The sequence below is a fragment of the Streptomyces muensis genome (genome assembly GCF_021474425.1).
Lineage (GTDB): Bacteria > Actinomycetota > Actinomycetes > Streptomycetales > Streptomycetaceae > Streptomyces > Streptomyces muensis.
The window spans coordinates 12444-32372 of record NZ_JAKEIP010000128.1 but is presented as its reverse complement, the minus strand read 5'-3'; the positions used below and the strand labels follow the sequence as shown (position 1 = coordinate 32372).

The following is a 19929-nucleotide window of genomic DNA, read 5'->3' as shown; positions in this document are numbered from 1 at the left end:
CCGGGTGGGAATGGCGCCCCGGTCGCGTACGTTCCCCCTCTGAACGACCTGTTTCCCCGAGCCATCAGAGGAGCGCGCGAGACATGCAGGGCACTGTGACGATGTACAGCACCACGTGGTGCGGCTACTGCCAGCGGCTGAAGAAGCAGCTGGACCGTGAGGGCATCGCGTACACCGAGATCAACATCGAGCAGGACCCCGAGTCCGCGGCGTTCGTCGAGAAGGCGAATGGCGGAAATCAGACGGTCCCGACCGTGCTCTTCGCGGACGGTTCGACGCTGACGAACCCGTCGCTGGCTCAGGTGAAGCAGAAGATCAGCGTGTGAGACACGCAAAGAGGAAGGGTGGCCGTCCCGAGCCGGGACGGCCACCCTTCCTCTTTGCTGTCTGTGCCCTCTACGCCGCCTAGACGCTGCGCGTCGGCAGCGGCTTGCCGTACCAGAGCTCGATCAGGCGGGCCGCGATCGAGATGCCGTACGGCGGCATGACCTCGCCGGAGTCGAAGGCCGCGCGCAGTTCCTCCCGGGAGAACCAGCGGGCCTCGTGGATCTCGTCCCCGTCGACCTGGACCTCGGTGGAGGTGGCGCGGGCCATGAAGCCCAGCATGAGGCTGGACGGGAAGGGCCACGGCTGGCTGGCGACGTACTCGACCTGCCCGACGGTGACACCGGCCTCCTCGAAGACCTCGCGGCGCACCGCCTGCTCGATGGACTCACCGGGCTCGACGAAACCGGCGAGCGTCGAGAAGCGGCCCTCGGGCCAGTGGACCTGGCGGCCCAGGAGGATGCGGTCGTCCTCGTCGGTGACGGCCATGATCACGGCGGGGTCGGTGCGCGGGTAGTGCTCGCCGCCGCAGGCGGGGCAACGGCGGATGTGGCCGGCCGCGGCGATCACCGTGCGCTCGCCGCAGCGGGAGCAGAAGCGGTGGGTGCGCTGCCAGTTCTCCAGGCCGACGGCGTGCACCATCAGACCGGCGTCGCGCGGCGACAGCAGCAGGCCCGCCTCGCGCAGCCCGGCCGCGCGCGCGGACTGGTCGATGCGGCCGGGCAGCGCGTCCTTCTGTAGCGCGAAGTAGCTGACGCCCTCCTCGTCGATGCCGAGGAAGTAGCGGTGCGCCTCGGTGAGAGGGGCCTCGAAGGAGGGGGTCATGACGAGTTCGGTGCGCCCGTCCGCCGTCTCGTCGATGAGGACCTGGCCACCGGAAACCACGAAGCAGCGGGTCGTGGGATGGCTCCATGCCGCCGCGAGCCAGGCCTCGTCGAGCCGGTGGTGGGCGGCGCGGTCGATGCCGCTCGGGGCGGTGAGCGAGATGGGTCGGTCGGCGGTGTGGTCGGTCGAGGTGGTCACGGGTGCTTCCAACTCCCCCAGTGGAACGGTGTGCTTCGGCGGGCGTATCGGCGGGACGTGGGACGGGCGGCGACCGGGTGCGGCTGGGCTCTGTGGTCCGGGGCGGCCTTCTCAGTGTGCCCCGCCCGCGATGCCCCTTGGGACGGCCCGGACCGCCCGGACGGATCAGGGCTCATGGCGCCAGTTCGCGGCCAGGTCGCCAAAGAGGTGGGCGGTGGTCTCGACGCCTTTGAGGAGCAGGGCGAGCTCGACCTTCTCGTTCGGGGCGTGCCAGCCGTCGGAGGGGACGGAGATGCCGAGGAAGAGCACGGGTGCGCCGAGGACGTCCTGGAGGTCGGCGGCGGGGCCCGAGCCGCCCACACGGGTGAAGCGGACGGGCTTGTCGAAGGCGCGCCCCATGGCCCGTACGACGGACTGGAGGGCCGGGTGGTCCAGCGGAGTCAGGCACGGGCGCGTGGCCGGCGCGAAGGTGATCTCCTGCCGGATTCCGGCGGGCACCTGCTCGGCGGCCCAGGCTCGGACGGCCTTCTCGATGTGGTGGGGGTCCTGGCCGGCGACCAGCCGGAAGGAGAGCTTGACCATCGCGGAGGACGGGATGATCGTCTTGCTGCCGGGGCCCTGGTAACCGCCGCCGATGCCGTTGACCTCGGCGGTGGGGCGGGCCCAGACGCGCTCCAGGGTGGTGTGTCCGGCCTCGCCGTGAGTGGCGTACGACTTGGCCGTACGCAGCCACTCCTCCTCGTCGAAGGGCAGTTCGGCGAAGAGCGCGCGCTCGCGGTCGGTCAGTTCGACGATGCCGTCGTAGAAGCCGGGGATCGTCACGCGCGCGTCCTCGTCGTGCAGGGCGGCGACGAGGCGGGCGGCGGCCGTGGCGGGGTTGGGGACGGCGCCGCCGAAGGCCCCGGAGTGGATGTCCTGGTCGGGGCCGTGGAGGCGGATCTCGCACTCGGCGAGGCCGCGCATGCCGGTGCACACGGAGGGGGTGTCCTCGTCCCACATGCTGGTGTCGGAGACGATCACGGTGTCGGCGGCGAGCCGGTCCGCGTGCTCCTCGACGAGCGCGCGGAAGTGGGGGGAACCGGACTCCTCCTCGCCCTCGATCAGCAGCTTCAGGTTGACGGCCGGGGTGGTGCGGCCGGTGGCGGCGAGGTGGGCGCGGACGCCGAGTGTGTGGAAGAACACCTGGCCCTTGTCGTCGGCCGCCCCGCGCGCGTAGAGACGCCCTTCGCGGACGACGGGCTCGAAGGGCTCGCTGTCCCAGCCGTCCTCGCGGGCGGCAGGCTGCACGTCGTGGTGGCCGTAGACGAGGACCATGGGCGCCTCGGGGTCGTCGGAGGGCCACTCGGCGAAGACGGCGGGCGCGCCCGGCGTGGGCCAGATCTCGGTGGTCGGGAAGCCGTTCTCCTTGAGCTTGGCGGCGAGCCAGTCGGCGCTGCGGCGTACATCGGGGGCGTGGTCGGGCTGGGCCGACACGGAGGGGATGCGCAACCACTCGGCGAGGTCGTCGAGGAAGGCGGCGCGATGCTGCTCGATGTACGTGCGGACGGCGCTGTCCGGGGTCTGGCTCATGGTCACGAGCCTATCGGCCCGCACCGACATCCTCGGTGGGCGGTTCCTCACACCCCGCCTCCGCGACCGGCTCCCCGGTCAGCAGCCGCTCCAGTGCGGCCCGGCCCGGCAGGTCGTCCGGGCGCACGACCTCGCCGCTGCGGACGTACAGGAACACGGCGTCGACCGACCCCAGGGGCACTCCCTGCTGCTCGGCCCAGGCGAGCCGGTACAGGGCGAGCTGGAGCGGGTCGGCGGTACGGCTCCGGTTGGTCTTCCAGTCGACGATCTCGTACGTCGTCGCCCCGTCGGCGTCGACGTCCTTGTACACGGCGTCGATACGGCCCCGTACGACGCGGCCGGCGATCACGAGCTGGAAGGGGGCCTCGACCCGGTACGGCGTGCGGTGCGCGTACTCCGTGCGCTCGAAGGCGTCCTTGAGGGCTTCCAGGTCGCGCTCGTCGGCGATCTCGGCCTCGCTTCCGGGCAGGTCCTCCGGTTCCAGCATGGGCAGCGTCAGCTCTTCGAAGCGGGCTTCTACCCAGGCGTGGAATCGGGTGCCTCGACGTGCGGCGGGTTGTGGGGGGCGCGGCATGGGGCGCGCGAGTTCCTGTGCGAACCCGTCCGGGTCGGCGGCCAGCCGCAGCAGCTGGGACGCGGTCAGCGCCGCGGGCAGGGGTACGTCCGTGACGCTCGCGCGGGCGCGCAGGAGTTCCCCGGTGAGTGCGTCGAGGTCGCGGTCCCAGGAGGCTATGGTGCGGGCTTCCTCCGGGGACGTCGCCTGGTGCGGGACAGTCGGGGCCGTCTGGACGGCTGTCGGACGGTCCGTGGTCCAGGAGTCCCAGTCGTCGGCGCCGTCCTCGGGGAGCTCGTCGGGGAACTCGTCAATGAACTCGCCGGTGAACTCGTCGTCGAACGCTTCGTCGTCCGGTGGCGCGGGCCAGTCCGGATCCTCGTAGGTGTCCGGGTCGTGCGTCGCGGCGGCATGGCCGTCCTCGCGGGAGCCGATGTTCTCCAGGTGGGCCAGGACCGTCTCGGCGGCCGCGCGGCGCCGGGTCAGGGCGGCGTCGTCGAGGGGCAGGGGCCACACCTGGTCGGCGGTCTCCCGGTGCAGGGCCGGGTTCTCCTCGTCCTCGGCCGGTTCGTCGGCCCACGCCTCGATCTCGCCGTGACCGGCAGCGCAGTGGTCGTACAGGGCCTGGAGGAAGTCGGAGGGGCCGCGGGGCTTCTTCTGGCTGGGGCCCCACCAGTGGCCGGAGCCGAGGAGGAGGGAGCGGGGGCGGGTGAAGGTGACGTAGCCGAGGCGGAGTTCCTCGGTGTGCTGGTGCTCCTTCATGGCTTCGTGGAAGGCCTTCAGGCCGCGGGAGTCCCAGGAGGGAACGTCGGGGAGCGTGTCGGCGTCGCCGCGCAGTTCGTGCGGCAGCACCTTGCCCTGCGCGGTCCACTTCTCGCGGCCCTGGGTGCTGGGAAAGGTGCCGGTGACCAGGCCGGGGACGGCGACGACGTCCCACTCCAGGCCCTTGGACTTGTGCGCGGTGAGCACCTTGACGGTGTTCTCGCCGCCGGGCAGGGCGTTGTCCAGGCCCTTCTCGTACTGGGCGGCGGTGCGCAGGAAGCCGAGGAAGGCGAGCAGGGTCGCCTCGTGGTCGCCGGCCGCGAACGAGGCGGCGATGTCGAGGAAGTTGGACAGGGTCTCGCGGCGGCGGGCGGCCAGCGCGTGCGGGGAGGCGGACAGTTCCACTTCCAGGCCGGTGACGGCGAGGACGCGGTGCAGGACGTCCATCAGCGGGTCGGACAGGGAGCGGCGCAGGTCGCGCAGTTCGGTGGCCAGGCGCGCGAACCGCACGCGCGCGTCCGGCGAGAACGGCAGTCTGTCGTCGTCACCGTCGCCGTCCAGCGGCGTCTCCAGGAAGGTGTCGAGGGCGTCCGCGAGGGAGATCACCTCGGCGGGGTCGACCCCCTCGACCGCCTCGGCGAGCCGACGGTCCGGGTCGTCGTCGCCGTCCACGCGCGCGTGGGACACCAGCATCCGTGCGCGGCGCCCCAGGAGGGCGAGGTCGCGCGGGCCGATCCGCCAGCGTGGGCCGGTGAGCAGGCGGACCAGGGAGGCGTTGGCGCCGGGGTCCTGGAGGACCTCGCAGACGGCGACCAGGTCGGCGACCTCGGGCAGGTGGAGCAGCCCGGACAGGCCGACCACCTCGACGGGGACGTCCCGGGCGACGAGCGCGCCCTGGATCTCGGCGAAGTCCGTCGCCGTACGGCACAGGACGGCGATCTCGCCGGGCTCCTTTCCGGTGCGGACGAGGTGCGCGACGGAGTCGGCGAGCCAGTCGATCTCCTCGGCGTGGGTGGGCAGCAGCGCGCAGCGGACCATGCCGTCCCGCTCGGCTCCCGGGGCGGGGCGGAGGGCCTCCACGCCCGCGTGCAGGGCGCGCAGGGGCTCCGCGAGACCGTTCGCGAGGTCGAGGAGTCGGCCGCCGCTGCGGCGGTTCTCACTGAGCGCCTGGCGGGTCGCGGAGCGGCCGTCGGCGTGGGCGAAGTGCTCGGGGAAGTCGTCCAGGTTGGCGACGGAGGCGCCGCGCCAGCCGTAGATCGCCTGGCAGGGGTCGCCGACGGCGGTCACCGGGTGGCCGGTGCCGTCACCGAACATGCCTGCCAGGAGGACGCGTTGGGCGACGGACGTGTCCTGGTACTCGTCCAGGAGGACCACGCGGAACTCGTCGCGCAGGACGCGTCCCACCTCGGGGATGCCTGCGAGCTGTGCCGACAGGGCGATCTGGTCGCCGAAGTCGAGCAGATCGCGCTCCCTCTTGGCGGCGCGGTAGCGAACGACGAGTTCGGCGAGTTCCCGGCGCGCGGCGGCCGCCTCGGGGACCTTGCGCAGATCGGCGTTGGTGAGCTTGGCGCCCTGGAGGCCGAGCAGCAGCTCGGCGTCGTACGCGCGCAGGGCCTCGGGCGTGACGAGGTGCTCGGCGAGTTCCGAGTCGAGGGCGAGGAGGTCGCTGACCAGGTCGGCGAAGGACCGGGTGAGGGCCGGGTACGGGCCCGGTGCCTCGCGCAGCACGCGCGCGGCGAGCTGGTAGCGGGTGGCGTCGGCGAGCAGTCGGGAGGTCGGTTCGAGGCCGATGCGCAGGCCGTGGTCGGTCAGCAGACGGCCCGCGAAGGCGTGGTACGTCGAGATCACCGGCTCGCCCGGCGGGTTGTCCGGGTCGATGACGTCGGGATCGGTGACACCGGCCCTGACGAGCGCCTTGCGGACGCGCTCGGCGAGTTCACCGGCGGCCTTGTTGGTGAAGGTCAGGCCCAGGACCTGTTCGGGGGCGACCTGGCCGGTGCCGACCAGCCACACCACGCGCGCCGCCATCACCGTCGTCTTGCCCGACCCGGCTCCGGCCACGATCACCTGCGGGGCGGGCGGCGCGATGATGCAGGCCGTCTGCTCCGGGGTGAACGGGATGCCGAGGAGCTCCTTGAGCTGATCGGGATCGGTGATACGGGCGGGCACATCGCAGAGGCTAGCCGCGGGCACTGACAGTGAGTGCCGGATCGGCCCTCGGGTACGGGAGATGCGCAGGTCAGCACGGGAGGTGGGATCGGTCACCCCGGTCACTGACGATGCGTCACTCGACCACGTGCCGCCCCTCGGGCCGCGCGCTGCAGGACGCCCGGAAAGCGCAGTGTGTGCAGTGCTGGCCGGTGGTGGGGGTGAACCGTTCGTCGAGGACCTTGCCCGCGGCCGTGGCGAGCAGGTCGCCGACCCATTCCCCCTCGCCGCCGTCCAAGGGCTCCTGCCCCTGCACCTTGGGCAGTGTCTCGCCGCCGTCCCGCTTGGCGGCGCCCTGGCGCAGCTGGACCAGTTCGGCGCCGCCCGGTTCGGGACGTACGCCGTCGAAGGCCTCGTCGACGGCGCCCTCGTGGACGGCGAGCTGATAGACGGCGAGCTGCGGGTGGCGGGCCACCTCGGCCGCGCTGGGCGCCTGCTTGCCGGTCTTGAAGTCGACGACGTAGGCGCGTCCTTCGCCGTCGGCCTCGACGCGGTCCATCTGGCCGCGGATGCGCACCTCGAAGTCGCCCGCTTCAAGAGTGACGTCGAAGTCGTGTTCGCTGGCCACCGGGGTGCGCCCCGCGCGGTCCATCACGTGCCACTTCAGGAAGCGTTCGAGCGCCACGCGCGCGTTGTCCTTCTCCTGTGCCGACTTCCACGGCGCGTCGAAGGCCAGCGCGTTCCACACGGAGTCGAGGCGCTCCATGAGGACGGCGAGGTCGGCCGGGGTGTGCCCGGAAGCGACCTCGTCGGCGAGGACGTGCACCACGTTGCCGAAGCCCTGGGCGACGGTCGCGGGCGCGTCGGCCTTCACCTCGCGGCCCAGGAACCATTGCAGGGAGCAGGTGTTGGCGAGCTGGTCGAGGGCGCTTCCGGAGAGCACCACGGGCTGGTCGCGGTCGCGCAGCGGCACCTTGGACTCGGTCGGCTCGAACATGCCCCACCAGCGGTAGGGGTGCGCGGCGGGCACCAGCGGGCGGCCGTCCTCGTCGGCGAGCGCGGCGAGCCGGGCCAGCCGGCGGGCGGCGGCCTCCCTGAGCGTGTGCGACGCGCGCGGGTCGACCGTCGTCGCCCGGAGCTCGGCGACGAGCGCGGCGACGGCCAGGGGGCGGCGCGGGCGGCCGGTGACGTCCCTCGGTTCGACGCCGAGCTCGGTCAGGAAGCGGGAAGGCTGGTCGCCGTCGTCCGCCGGGGCCTTCACCGCCGTGACGACGAGACGTTCACGCGCGCGCGTGGCGGCGACGTAGAACAGGCGACGCTCCTCGGCCAGCAGGGCTCCTGGGGTGAGCGGTTCGGCGAGTCCGTCGCGGCCGATGCGGTCGGCCTCCAGAAGGGAGCCGCGGCGGCGCAGATCCGGCCACAGGCCTTCCTGAACGCCCGCGACGACGACCAGACGCCACTCCAGGCCCTTGGAGCGGTGCGCGGTCATCAGGCGCACGGCGTCGGGGCGCACGGCACGCCGCGTGAGGGTGTCCGCGGCGATGTCCTCGGCCTCGATCTCCGCCAGGAAGTTCAGGGTGCCCCGGCCGCCGGTGCGCTCCTCCGCGCGGGTCGCCGTCGCGAACAGGGCGCATACGGCGTCGAGGTCACGGTCGGCGTTGCGTCCGGCGGCGCCGCCGCGTCGGGCGGCCCGCTCCAGGCGGCCGGGCCAGGGTGTGCCCTCCCACAGGTCCCACAGCGCCTCCTCGGCCGTACCGCCGCCCGCGAGGCGCTCACGGGCCTTGCGGAGCAGCGCGCCGAGGCGTTGGGCGCCACGCGCGTACGTGGGGTCGTGCACCGCCAGCCGCTCCGGCTCGGCCAGCGCTCGCGCGAGCAGCTCGTCCGAGGGCGGCGGCAAGGGGTTGCCGGCGGACCGCTCCTCGTCGCGCAGGGCCCGTCCGAGACGGCGCAGGTCGGCGGCGTCCATGCCGGCGAGGGGGGAGGCGAGCAGGGTGAGGGCGGTCTCGGTGTCGAGCCAGGACCGCTCCGGCTCCTCGGTCGAGGTCCCGGCCTCGGGACGTACCGCTGCCTCCGCCGTGGCCACGGCCCGCAACGCCGTCAGCAGCGGCGCCACCGCCGGCTCGTGCCGCAGGGGCAGGTCGTCGCCGTCGATGTCCAGCGGCACACCCGCGGCGGTGAGCGCCCGGCGCACCGTCGGGATCGTGCGCGACCCGGCGCGCACCAGGACGGCCATCTCGCCCCAGGGCACGCCGTCCTCCAGGTGCGCCCTGCGCAGGATGTCGGCGATGTTGTCCAGCTCGGTGCCGGCTGTCGGGTAGGTGAAGACCTCGACGCGGCCGCCGTCGCGGACCGGGGCGAGCTCGCGGTGGGCGCGCACCTTCTCCGCCGGGAGCCGGGTGAGCGGCATGCGCTGGGTCAGCAGCCGGGTCGCGGCCAGCGGTGCGGCGCCGGAGCGGCGGGAGGTGCGCAGGACCTCGACGGGTGCGGGGCGGCCGTCCGCGCGCGGGAAGGCGTGCGGGAACTCCAGGATGCCGTTCACGTCGGCGCCCCGGAACGCGTAGATCGACTGGTCGGGGTCGCCGAAGGCGACGAGGGTGCGCCCGCCCCCGGCGAGGGCGTGCAGCAGCCGTACCTGGGCCGGGTCGGTGTCCTGGTACTCGTCGACGAACACGGCGTCGTACCGCGCGGCGAGCCGCTGGGCGGCCTCGGGGCGGCGGGCGAGGAGCACCGCGCGGTGGACGAGTTCGGCGTAGTCGAGGACGCCCTGCATGTCGAGCACGTCGAGGTACTCGGCGAGGAAGGAGGCCGCGGCACGCCAGTCGGGGCGGCCGATGCGGCGGGCGAAGGCGTCGAGCGCGTCCGGGCCGAGGCCGAGTTCACGGCTGCGGGCGAGGACCGCGCGGACCTCGTCGGCGAAGCCCCGGGTGGTCAGACAGGCGCGCAGTTCGTCCGGCCAGCGCACATGGGCGAGTCCGAGTCGCTCCAGGTCCGGCTGTCCCGCGAGCAGCTCCCGTACGGTCACGTCCTGCTCGGGGCCGGACAGCAGCCGCATCGGCTCCACGAACAGGTCACTGTCCTGGTGGGCGCGGACCAGGGCGTAGCAGAACGAGTGGAACGTGGTCGCCCGGGGCGCGCGGGCCGCTCCCATGCGCAGTGCCATGCGGTCGCGCAGCTCCACGGCCGCCTTGCGGCTGAACGTCAGCACCAGGATGCGCTCGGGGTCCCCGCCACGGGCGACGCGGGCCGCCACCGACTCGACGAGCGTGGTGGTCTTGCCGGTGCCCGGGCCTGCGAGAACGAGCAGCGGGCCGGCCTTGTGGTCAACCACGGCGCGCTGTGCCGCGTCCAGACGAGGGGGAGCCGTTCGTACGACGGGAGTACGCACCAGCCGGTAAGCGCCACGGGTCCCCTGTCGCACCTGGGAGTGCGACAGGCGCCTGGTGGAGGAAGAGGAGCTCACGTGGTTCGCCGGTCCTGGTGGGTGTGCTGGTGGGACGCCCCTCGCGCGTGGAGGGCGGTGGCCGCGGGGTGAGGGGGACACGCGCAGCCGACGCTACGCCGAGCGGTGGTGCGGAAGCAGGGCTTCCGATTCATCCCTCGGTTCACTCGCGACACGTACGTCCCTCACCTCACGAACGTACGTCATGCCACGGACGTGCCCCCTTTCGCTCATACGGATCACGGGTCACACAGCGGGTCCTCCGATGGCGGAAGCTGTCAGGTGTGACCCTGTGCGCGTTCGCCGCCGTCCCAGCGCGCCCGCCTCATGTCGAGGCGCGGCAGGTGGCCCTCGGCGGCCCTGCTCGCCTCCTTCAGCGGCGTGCCCTCCGCGCGGTAGTGCTCCAGCACCCTCAGCTCGTGCCCGGGCAGCATGACCCCGTCCGCGCGGACCACCCGCCACCACGGAACGGCGCCCCCGTAGAGGGACATCACGCGGCCGACCTGGCGGGGCCCGCCCTCCTCCAGCCACTCCGCGACATCCCCGTACGTCATGACGCGGCCCGGCGGAATCAGCTCGGCGACCTCCAGGACCCGCTCGGCGTACTCCGGCAGCGCGTCCGCGTGGTCCGGGCGGCCGTCGTTCGGGAGACTCTCCTCACTCATCCGGCCCATCCTGCCCCACCCCACCGACAATGTGACGCGCTGGCCACTGTGCGTGTGCCTCGCCCTGCGGCGACGCTTCGGGCAGACTGTGCGCCCCCGCATTTGCACCCTGATGCCCCCGTGTGTCGGTGGAGCATGCCACCATCGTGCGGGCGGTGACTGGTGATACGAGATCAAGAAGAGACGATGAAGCAGCAGGGTGTGCACCCGGAGGACGCGGAGAGCACCTCTGACGCTTCGTCGCGCCCGGGCACCGCGAACGCCGGCAAGAAGGACACCGGCGACGGCGGCGACAAGGGCAGCGGCAGCGACCCCGGCGAGAAGGACGAGGCCGCGTACGACCTGGACGAGGCGCACGCCGACGAGGTCGAGGGCGACGAACCGCTGCTCCCCGCGCGCGTGCACCGTCCCTCCGACCTGATGCGGCTCCTCGTGGGCGTGCTCGGCATCGTGCTGCTGCTCGCTGTCGCCGCGTTCGCGCACGGCACCACCTCGGGCCTCGAACAGGACATCAACAAGGGCACCGGGCAGGCGCCCGACGTGTTCAGCAAGATGGCCGGGCTCGTCTCCAGCATCGCGATCCTCCTGGTGCCCGTCGCCTTCGCGATCGAGCGGCTCATCAAGCGGGACGGGCTGCGGATCGCCGACGGTGTCCTCGCGGCCGTCCTCGCGCACGGGGTGACGCTCGCCACGGACCTGTGGGTCGCGCGGGCCGCCCCTGAGTCCATCCGGGACGCCCTCACCCAGCCCTCACCCGGCGACGTCGGCTCCCTCACCGACCCGGTGCACGGGTATCTCGCGCCGGTGATCGCGTACATGACGGCCGTGGGCATGTCCCGCAGACCGCGCTGGCGTGCGGTGCTCTGGGCGGTCTTGGTCCTCTACGCCTTCTCCATGCTGGTCACCGGCTACACCACGCCGTTCTCGATCCTCCTGACGCTGCTGATCGGCTGGACCGTCGCCTACGGCACGCTGTACGCGGTCGGCTCGCCCAATGTCCGGCCCACCGGACGGACCCTCATGGCGGGCCTCAGGCACGTCGGCTTCCGCCCGGTGAGCGCGGCCCGCGAGGAGATCTCCGACACCCAGGAGACCGGCGACCGCGGCCGGCGCTACTTCGTCACCCTGGAGGACGGTCCGCCGCTGGACGTGACCGTGGTCGACCGGGAGCAGCAGGCGCAGGGCTTCTTCTATCGCGCGTGGCGCAATCTGACGCTGCGCGGCTTCGCCACCCGAAGCAGCCTCCAGTCGCTGCGCCAGGCGCTGGAGCAGGAGGCGCTGCTCGCCTACGCGGCCATCGCGGCCGGCGCGAACGCGCCGAAGCTGATCGCCACCTCCGAGCTCGGCCCGGACGCCGTGATGCTGGTCTACGAGCACACCGGCGGGCACACCCTGGACTCGCTGTCGGACGAGGAGATCACCGACGATCTGCTGCGCGACACCTGGCTCCAGGTCAAGGCGTTGCAGTCCCGGCGCATCGCGCACCGCAGGCTGGTGGGTGACGCGATTCTGGTGGATCGTTCCGGCAAAGTGATCATCACAGATCTGCGAATCGGTGAGATCGCGGCGAACAGCCTGCTGCTGCGCATGGACATCTCCCAGCTGCTGGTGACCCTCGGCCTGCGCGTGGGCGCCGAGCGCGCGGTGGCCTCGGCGGTGAGCGTGCTCGGCCCGGACGCGGTGGCCGACTGCCTGCCGATGCTCCAGCCCATCGCTCTGAGCCGCTCCACGCGCGCGACGCTGCGCAGACTGGCCCGGGAGAGGGCCCAGCGCGAGCGTGACGCCGTACTGGAGGCGTCCAAGCACGCGAGGCACGCCCGCAGCGAGGAAGCCCCGAGCGAGGCCACGCCGGCCCTCGACAAGCCGGACAAGAAGACCGTACGGGCGCAGGCGCGGGCCGAGAAGCGGGCCATCGACGAGGCTCTGGACGAGGCGCGCGAGGAGGATCTGCTCACCCAGATCCGCCACGAGGTGCTGCTGATCAGGCCGCAGGCACCGGTCGAACCGGCCCGCCTGGAACGGGTGCGGCCGCGCACACTGATCAGTTTCATCGCCGGTGCCATCGGCGCGTACTTCCTGCTGACACAGCTCACGCACATCGAGTTCGGCCCGCTCATCTCCAACGCTCAGTGGGGCTGGGTGGCCGCCGCCGTGCTGTTCTCGGCGGCCAGCTACTTCGCGGCGGCGATGGCGCTGCTGGGCTTCGTGCCCGAGCGTGTGCCGTTCCGGAGGACGGTCGCGGCCCAGGTCGCCGGGTCGTTCGTGAAGATCGTCGCGCCTGCGGCGGTCGGCGGCGTCGCTCTGAACACCCGCTTCCTCCAGCGCGCGGGAGTGCGGCCGGGGCTCGCGGTGGCGAGCGTCGGCGCGTCGCAGCTGTTCGGGCTCGGCTGCCACATCCTGATGCTGCTGTCCTTCGGCTATCTGACCGGCACCGAGAAGACGCCGTCGCTGTCGCCGTCCCGGACGGTCATCGCGGGTCTGCTAACGGTGGCGGTGCTGGTCCTCGTGGTGACCTCGGTGCCGTTCCTGCGGAAGTTCGTCGTCACGCGCGTGAGGTCGCTGTTCGCGGGAGTCGTCCCGCGCATGCTCGACGTGCTGCAGCGGCCGCAGAAGCTGGTCACCGGCATCGGCGGCATGCTGCTGCTGACCGCCTGCTTCGTGATGTGCCTGGACGCCTCGATCCGCGCGTTCGGCAGCGAGGGCACCTCGCTCAGCATCGCCAGCGTGGCCGTCGTCTTCCTGGCGGGCAACGCCCTCGGCTCCGCAGCACCGACCCCGGGCGGCGTGGGCGCCGTTGAGGCGACCCTGACGGTCGGTCTGATCGCCGTGGGCCTGCCCAGCGAGGTCGCCGCGCCCGCCGTGCTGCTGTTCCGGCTGCTGACACTGTGGCTGCCCGTGCTGCCGGGCTGGCTGGCCTTCAACCACCTGACCCGCAAGGGCGCGCTGTAGCGCGAGGCGGCGCGCACAGGGCAGCGGAGGGTTGCTACGTACGACCCCGGCCCGGCGAGCCCGGCGTCGTACGTTGGGAAGGGCACGGAACAGGTCGGGGCGCCGCCGTACCTCGTACGGCTCGCGCCCCGAGCGCCCCACCACGTACGACCGCAGGATGGGACCATGCCGAACCCGCCCAGGATGCGTGCCGCTGCCCTGACCGCCGCAGCCCTGCTGCTGTCCTCCTTGCTGGCGGGATGCAGCGAGGACGAGTCCGGGGACGAGGATCTGACGGCCCAGGAGCTGAGCTGGAAGGACTGTCCGGCACCCTCCCAGGCGCAGGGCGGCGCGGGCAGCCCGTCGCCTCTGCCGGACGGCGGGTCATGGCAGTGTGCCACGATGAAAGCGCCTCGCGACTGGGACGACCCCGAGGGCGACACGATCGGCATCGAGCTGATCCGGGTGCGCACCAGCGGCGACGAGAACCGGCGGATCGGCTCGCTGATCTTCAACTTCGGCGGTCCGGGGGCCTCGGGCGTCACCACGCTGCCCTCCTTCGGCGACACGTACGAGAAGCTGCGCACCCGCTACGACCTGGTGAGCTTCGACCCGCGCGGGGTCGGCCGGAGCCAGCCCGTGCTGTGTGAGAACGACCAGCAGCTCGACGCCTACTTCCAGCAGGACACCACGCCGGACGACCCCGCCGAGCGGACCGAACTGCTGGACAACACCACGGAGTTCAACGAGGCGTGCGAGGAGAACTCCGAAGGGATGCTGCCGCATGTGCGCACCACCGACGCGGCCCGCGACATGGACCTGATGCGGCAGGTCCTCGGCGACGACAAGCTGCACTACTTCGGCATCTCCTACGGCACCGAACTCGGCGGCGTCTACGCCCACCTGTTCCCGAAGAACGTGGGCCGCGCGGTCTTCGACGCGGTGGTCGACCCGACGCAGAACTCCGAGCAGGGCACATTCGGGCAGGTCAAGGGCTTTCAGCTCGCGCTCGACAACTTCGCCGAGGACTGCGTCTCCAAAACCGAGGACTGCCCGATCGGCGACACCGCCCAGGACGTCAAGGACCGCATCGGCAAGCTGCTGAAGGACCTGGACAGCAAGCCGATCCAGGGCGTCTTCCCGCGCGATCTGACGCAGAGCGCGGCGACCAACGGCATCGCGCAGGCGCTGTACTCCAAGGATCTCTGGCAGTACCTCACCGAGGGTCTGGAGCAGGCGTACGACGGCGACGGCAGGATTCTGATGCTGCTGTCCGACTCACTGAACGGGCGCAGCGAGAACGGCGAGTACAGCAACATCACCGCCGCCAACATCTCGATCAACTGCGCCGACGACAAGCCGCGGTACACCCCGGAATACGTCGAGCGGAAACTGCCCGAGTTCCGGGCCGCCTCGCCCCTGTTCGGCGATGCCTTCGCCTGGTCCCTGCTCAGCTGCACCGACTGGGCCGTGCCGGGTGCCGCCGAGCATCCCGACGTCAGCGCGCCCGGCGCGGCGCCGATCGTCGTGGTGGGGAACACGGGCGACCCGGCCACTCCGTACGAGGGCGCGCGGCGGATGGTGCAGGCGCTGGGCGAGGGGGTGGGCGTGGAGCTGACGTACAAGGGTCAGGGGCACGGCGCCTACAACAGCAAGAACAAGTGCGTGCAGGACGCGGTGAACGGATATCTGCTGGACGGGAAGGTACCGACGGCCGGGACGGTCTGCTCCTGAGACCGGCGCAGCGCCAACGAAAGAGCAGGTCAGAGAGTTATCCACAGGTCCCGACGGTCTTTTCGTGATCCGCCTACTATGGCCGGACCGCCATCCGCGGCACGGTGCGGACGGCTTGCGAGGGGGGAAGTGAGATGGCGCGTTTCGTACGGTGGACGGCCCTGACGGCGGCGGCCGCCCTGTTGGCGACGGGGTGCAGCGGCGGCTCGTCGGACGGCGCGGATGCCGAGGGGGAGACGAGCGGCACGGGTTCGTCGGCCTCCTCCGCCGGCTCGACGAGCACACTGCCGTCGTCACTGACCTCGCAGAAACTCGACTGGGGCCGCTGCGAGGCCACCGATGACTCCCCCGCGCCCGGCGACGAGTGGCAGTGCGCGACGCTCAAGTCGCCACTGGACTGGGCCGAACCGGAGGGCAGGACGATCGACCTCGCGTTGATCCGCGCCAAGGCCACCGGCGACGACCGCATCGGCTCCCTGCTGTTCAACTTCGGCGGCCCCGGCAGCCCAGGGACGTCCGTCCTGCCGTGGTACGTCAACAGTGGGTCCGAACTGGGCAAGCGGTACGACCTGGTGAGCTGGGACCCGCGCGGGGTGGGCGCCAGTGACGGCGTCCGCTGCCGCGACGACAAGGAGATGCAGGCCTCCGAGTCGGTGGACATCACACCGGACACCCCGGCCGAGGAGACGGCGTACTTCCGGGACGCCGCCGCCTTCGGCAAGGGCTGCCAGAAGTCCGAGGGGGCCCTGATGGCCCATGTGTCGACCACCGACACCGCCCGCGACATGAATCTGATGCGGCAGGTCCTCGGCGACGACAAGCTGCACTACTTCGGCATCTCCTACGGCACCGAACTCGGCGGCGTCTACGCCCACCTGTTCCCCAAGGACGTCGAGCGGATGATCCTCGACGCGGTCGCCGACCCGAGCGCCGACTCCGCAGGACACGCCGAGAACCAGGCCAGGGGCTTCCAGCGCGCGCTGAACAACTACCTCCGCTCCACCGGCCAAGACGCTGAGCAGGGCACGAAGAAGATCGTGAACCTGCTGAAGCGGATCGACGCGAGCCCACTGCCGACGTCGTCCGAGCGAAAGCTCACGGAGACGCTCGCGCTCACCGCCCTCATCCAGCCGCTGTACAGCGAGTCCCGGTGGCCGACCCTGACCAGCGCCCTGGAGGCGGCCGAGCAGGGCGACGGCTCGGAACTCCTGGCGCTCGCCGACGACTACAACGAGCGCGACGCGTCGGGCCGCTACGGCACGGGGTACCACTCACAACGGGTCATATCGTGCCTGGACGACAAGCAGCGGCCGACGGCCGAGGAGACGAGGAAGCTGCTGCCGAGGTTCGAGAAGGTCTCGCCCGTGTTCGGCCCGATGCTGGGCTGGGACGTCGGGGGCTGGTGTCACGACTGGCCGGTGGCCGGGCAGTACGACACCCCGGAGGTGAGCGCGCCGGGCGCGCCGCCGATCCTGCTGGTCGGCACCACCGGCGACCCGGCGACGCCCTACGAGGGCACCCGGAGGATGGCGGACGAACTGGGCAAGGGCGTCGGTGTGGTGCTCACCTGGAAGGGCGAGGGCCATGGCGCGTACGGGAAGGGGAGCGACTGCGTCGACTCCGCGGTGAACGCGTATCTGCTGGAGGGGAACGTGCCCGAGGACGGCAAGGTCTGCTCATGACGACGGCGGGGGCTTCGAGCACTCGTGGTGCTCGAAGCCCCCGCCGTGGAAGCCAGGGCCAGGGCCCCTTCGGGTCAGTACACCGGCTTGTGGGGCTCGATCTGGTTGACCCAGCCGATCACGCCGCCGCCGACGTGCACGGCGTCGGCGAAGCCCGCCGACTTCAGGACCGCGAGGACTTCCGCACTGCGGACACCCGTCTTGCAGTGCAAGACGATCTTCTTGTCCTGCGGAAGGCCTTCCAGGGCGGTGCCCATGAGGAACTCGTTCTTCGGGATCAGCCGGGCGCCGGGGATCGAGACGATCTCGTACTCGTTGATCTCGCGGACGTCGATGATCTCGATGTTCTCGCCGTCGTCGATCCACTCCTTGAGCTGCTTGGGAGTGATCGTGGAGCCGGCGGCCGCCTCCTGGGCCTCCTCGGAGACGACGCCGCAGAAGGCCTCGTAGTCGATGAGCTCGGTGACGGTCGGGTTCTCGCCGCAGACCGCGCAGTTCGGGTCCTTGCGGACCTTGACCTGGCGGTACTGCATCTCCAGCGCGTCGTAGATCATCAGGCGGCCGACCAGCGGCTCACCGGTGCCGGTGAGGACCTTGATGGCCTCGGTGACCTGGATGGAGCCGATGGACGCGCACAGCACGCCCAGGACGCCGCCCTCGGCGCAGGAGGGCACCATGCCCGGCGGCGGGGGCTCCGGGTAGAGGCAGCGGTAGCAGGGGCCGTGCTCGGACCAGAAGACGGAGGCCTGACCGTCGAAGCGGTAGATAGAGCCCCACACGTACGGCTTGTTCAGCAGCACACAGGCGTCGTTGACCAGGTAGCGGGTCGCGAAGTTGTCCGTGCCGTCGACGATCAGGTCGTACTGGCTGAAGATGTCCATCACGTTGTCGGCCTCGAGCCGCTCCTCGTGAAGGATCACGTTCACGTACGGGTTGATGCCGAGGACGGAGTCGCGTGCGGACTCGGCCTTGGAGCGGCCGATGTCGGCCTGGCTGTGGATGATCTGGCGCTGGAGGTTCGACTCGTCGACCTCGTCGAACTCCACGATGCCGAGCGTGCCGACGCCCGCCGCGGCCAGGTACATCAGCGCCGGCGAGCCCAGGCCGCCGGCGCCCACACACAGCACCTTGGCGTTCTTCAGCCGCTTCTGCCCGTCCATCCCCACATCGGGGATGATCAGGTGGCGGGAGTACCTGCGAACCTCGTCTATGGTGAGCTCGGGGGCCGGCTCGACCAGGGGTGGCAGCGACACGGGGACTCCGTTGGTCGGTCGATCACTACAGTTGTTCTCTCGGTAACAGTGCCATGGCCTTTTTCATTCCGAGACACCTGTTCCGATCCGCGAGACGATTTCGTCCCAGTAGCCGGGCATGGCCTCCCACGGGTCGGCGCGGCCACCGCGGTCCGTGCGGTCGGTGAACCAGACGGTCGCGGCGCCCTGCCAGCGGGCGATGCGCAGTGCCTCGTCGAGGTGGCCGAGGGGCACTCCGTGGACGAAGTGGCAGAAGCGGTCGGGCGGGTAGTCGGCCGTCCACTCGGCCACCTGCGACCAGCGGTAGTCACTCCACGAGCCGCGGAAGGTGACGAGTTGGTCGGCGCACTCGGCGTAGCCCGGGTGGGGGTGGGTGCCGTGCCCGAGGACGATGTGGGCCTTGTCACGCAGCGCGCGCAGCGTGGTGATCGTGCGGCGGATCTCGGGCAGAGCGGCGCGCTCGGTCGGACAGCGGTCCAGGAAGAAGCCGTCGACCCGGTACCAGTCCAGGTAGCGCTGGGCCTCGGAGATCACCTCACCGAAGGAGCGGGCGCCGCGTGCCGCGTCGAGGCGGGCGGCGCCCAGGTGGGCCGCGTCCAGGTGGCCGAGGACGCGGACGCCCGCGTTGTGGAGCATGCCGGCGGCTTGCAGACAGTGCGGGTCGGGGCGGGCTCCGGGGCCGTCGGCGACGTTGAGGACGACCCAGTGCACGGGGGTGCCGGGCCGGGTGAGTTCGCCCCACTCGGCCGGGGCGAGGAGGGGGTGTGCGTAGCCGGGGACGCCGAGGCCGGGGCGGAGGTCCGTGCTCGCCGTGATCGGCGTGGTGCCGGTCAGATACGGCATGCCGCCTCCATCCAGATGTCGCCCAGAGACTCCTCCAGGTTGATCCGGGGGCGCCAGCCGAGCCGGTCGCGTGCGGTGCGCACGTCGGCCTGCTGCCAGCTGCCGCAGCCGTCCGGATACGGGTACACCACTGGGGCGGGTTGGCCCGCGTGCGCGGAGTGGACCGCATGGGTCACGTGCATCGCGTGGTCCGAGTCGGCACGGGGGTGGCCGATGGAGGGCCGCAACGGGCCGGGCGGGCCGTCGAGTTCGTGGAGGGCACCGCCGTATCCGGCCACACGGGCGAGGACGGCGGCGGCGTCGCGGAGCCGGACGGCGCGGCCCGAGCCGATGTTGATGACGCCCTGCGCGGCGGACAGGGAGGCGGCGTGCACGGCGCGAGCGACGTCACGGACGTCGACGAAGTCGCGTTGGGCGCCGAGGCCGGTGAGCTTGAGCTCGCCGTCGCCCGACTGCATGGCGCGGCGCATGGCCTCGGCGAGCCGGCCCAGCGGGGAGCCGGCGGGGGTGCCGGGGCCCGCGGGTGAGAAGACCCGGAGGACCACGGCGTCCAGGCCGGAGCCCAGGACCAGTTCGGTGGCGGCGAGTTTGCTGACGCCGTACGGGCCGCCGGGGCGGGGGACGGCGTCCTCGGCCGTGGAGGAGCCGGGCTGGCTCGGGCCGTACTCGGCGCCGCAGCCGATCTGCACGAGGCGGGCGCCGCAGCCGCTGCGCCGCAGGGCCTCGCAGACGGTGGCGACGGCGACGGTGTTGTGGCGGGTGAGTTCGCGGGCGCCGCCTCTGGTGGCACCGGCGCAGTTGATGACGACGCCGGGGTGGACCGCGTCGAGGAAGCGGGTGAGGGCACCGGGGCTGCCGGACGCGAGGTCGAAGCGGACGTCGGCGTCGTCACCGCGGCCGAGGGCGGTGAGTTGGACGGCGGGGTCGGCGAGGAGACGGTCGGCCACGAAGCGTCCGAGGTAGCCGTTGGCTCCGATCAGCAGGACTCTCATCGGGCGGCTCCCGG

At 71.9% G+C, this 19929-nt stretch carries 12 protein-coding genes; 4 read left to right on the top strand and 8 right to left on the bottom strand.

The annotated features are described in order from the left end of the window. Positions 1 to 83: 83 nt before the first annotated feature. Complete coding sequence (locus L0P92_RS26510; protein ID WP_234765507.1) at positions 84 to 326, top strand: mycoredoxin; 243 nt, start codon at positions 84 to 86, stop codon at positions 324 to 326. Positions 327 to 405: 79 nt separating this feature from the next. Here the strand turns inward: L0P92_RS26510 and nudC are convergent, their stop codons facing one another. From nudC to L0P92_RS26485, 5 genes are all read right to left on the bottom strand, one after another. Continuing rightward, positions 406 to 1347: an NAD(+) diphosphatase gene (gene nudC / locus L0P92_RS26505; RefSeq protein WP_234765506.1), complete on the bottom strand. Its 942-nt coding sequence runs from the start codon at positions 1345 to 1347 to the stop codon at positions 406 to 408. 165 nt (positions 1348 to 1512) lie between these two features. Then, a complete protein-coding gene (locus L0P92_RS26500; RefSeq protein WP_234765505.1) occupies positions 1513 to 2916 on the bottom strand; it encodes a dipeptidase in 1404 nt (467 codons plus the stop codon). 10 nt (positions 2917 to 2926) lie between these two features. Further along, positions 2927 to 6400, bottom strand: a complete 3474-nt coding sequence (locus L0P92_RS26495) for an ATP-dependent helicase (protein ID WP_234765504.1) — start codon at positions 6398 to 6400, stop codon at positions 2927 to 2929. A gap of 115 nt (positions 6401 to 6515) precedes the next feature. After that, positions 6516 to 9839: an ATP-dependent helicase gene (locus tag L0P92_RS26490; protein ID WP_234765503.1), complete on the bottom strand. Its 3324-nt coding sequence runs from the start codon at positions 9837 to 9839 to the stop codon at positions 6516 to 6518. A 257-nt stretch (positions 9840 to 10096) separates the two neighbouring features. Continuing rightward, complete coding sequence (locus L0P92_RS26485; protein ID WP_234765502.1) at positions 10097 to 10483, bottom strand: MGMT family protein; 387 nt, start codon at positions 10481 to 10483, stop codon at positions 10097 to 10099. 186 nt (positions 10484 to 10669) lie between these two features. Between L0P92_RS26485 and L0P92_RS26480 the strand changes: the two genes are divergently transcribed. The 3 genes from L0P92_RS26480 (at position 10670) to L0P92_RS26470 (ending at position 16827) form a co-directional block, all read left to right on the top strand. Further along, positions 10670 to 13432, top strand: a complete 2763-nt coding sequence (locus tag L0P92_RS26480; RefSeq protein WP_234765501.1) for a lysylphosphatidylglycerol synthase transmembrane domain-containing protein — start codon at positions 10670 to 10672, stop codon at positions 13430 to 13432. A 165-nt stretch (positions 13433 to 13597) separates the two neighbouring features. Continuing rightward, a complete protein-coding gene (locus L0P92_RS26475; RefSeq protein WP_234765500.1) occupies positions 13598 to 15145 on the top strand; it encodes an alpha/beta hydrolase in 1548 nt (515 codons plus the stop codon). A gap of 134 nt (positions 15146 to 15279) precedes the next feature. Then, a complete protein-coding gene (locus tag L0P92_RS26470) occupies positions 15280 to 16827 on the top strand; it encodes an alpha/beta hydrolase (RefSeq protein WP_234765499.1) in 1548 nt (515 codons plus the stop codon). Positions 16828 to 16901: 74 nt separating this feature from the next. Here L0P92_RS26470 and moeZ read toward each other — a convergent pair whose 3' ends face one another. From moeZ to L0P92_RS26455, 3 genes are all read right to left on the bottom strand, one after another. Further along, on the bottom strand, positions 16902 to 18080 hold the full coding sequence (gene moeZ, locus L0P92_RS26465) for an adenylyltransferase/sulfurtransferase MoeZ (protein WP_234765498.1): 1179 nt from the start codon (positions 18078 to 18080) through the stop codon (positions 16902 to 16904). Positions 18081 to 18143: 63 nt separating this feature from the next. Further along, positions 18144 to 18923: a spherulation-specific family 4 protein gene (locus L0P92_RS26460; protein ID WP_234765497.1), complete on the bottom strand. Its 780-nt coding sequence runs from the start codon at positions 18921 to 18923 to the stop codon at positions 18144 to 18146. After that, complete coding sequence (locus L0P92_RS26455) at positions 18911 to 19915, bottom strand: NAD-dependent epimerase/dehydratase family protein (RefSeq protein WP_234765496.1); 1005 nt, start codon at positions 19913 to 19915, stop codon at positions 18911 to 18913. The genes L0P92_RS26460 and L0P92_RS26455 overlap by 13 nt, the downstream gene beginning before the upstream one ends. Positions 19916 to 19929: the final 14 nt, after the last annotated feature.

Coding starts and splice junctions, on each gene's coding strand:
- L0P92_RS26500 (WP_234765505.1), bottom strand. CDS start 2,916: ATGAGCCAGACCCCGGACAGCGCCGTCCGCACGTACATCGAGCAGCAT.
- L0P92_RS26470 (WP_234765499.1), top strand. CDS start 15,280: ATGGCGCGTTTCGTACGGTGGACGGCCCTGACGGCGGCGGCCGCCCTG.
- L0P92_RS26460 (WP_234765497.1), bottom strand. CDS start 18,923: ATGCCGTATCTGACCGGCACCACGCCGATCACGGCGAGCACGGACCTC.
- L0P92_RS26485 (WP_234765502.1), bottom strand. CDS start 10,483: ATGAGTGAGGAGAGTCTCCCGAACGACGGCCGCCCGGACCACGCGGAC.
- L0P92_RS26475 (WP_234765500.1), top strand. CDS start 13,598: ATGCCGAACCCGCCCAGGATGCGTGCCGCTGCCCTGACCGCCGCAGCC.
- L0P92_RS26455 (WP_234765496.1), bottom strand. CDS start 19,915: ATGAGAGTCCTGCTGATCGGAGCCAACGGCTACCTCGGACGCTTCGTG.
- L0P92_RS26510 (WP_234765507.1), top strand. CDS start 84: ATGCAGGGCACTGTGACGATGTACAGCACCACGTGGTGCGGCTACTGC.
- L0P92_RS26480 (WP_234765501.1), top strand. CDS start 10,670: ATGAAGCAGCAGGGTGTGCACCCGGAGGACGCGGAGAGCACCTCTGAC.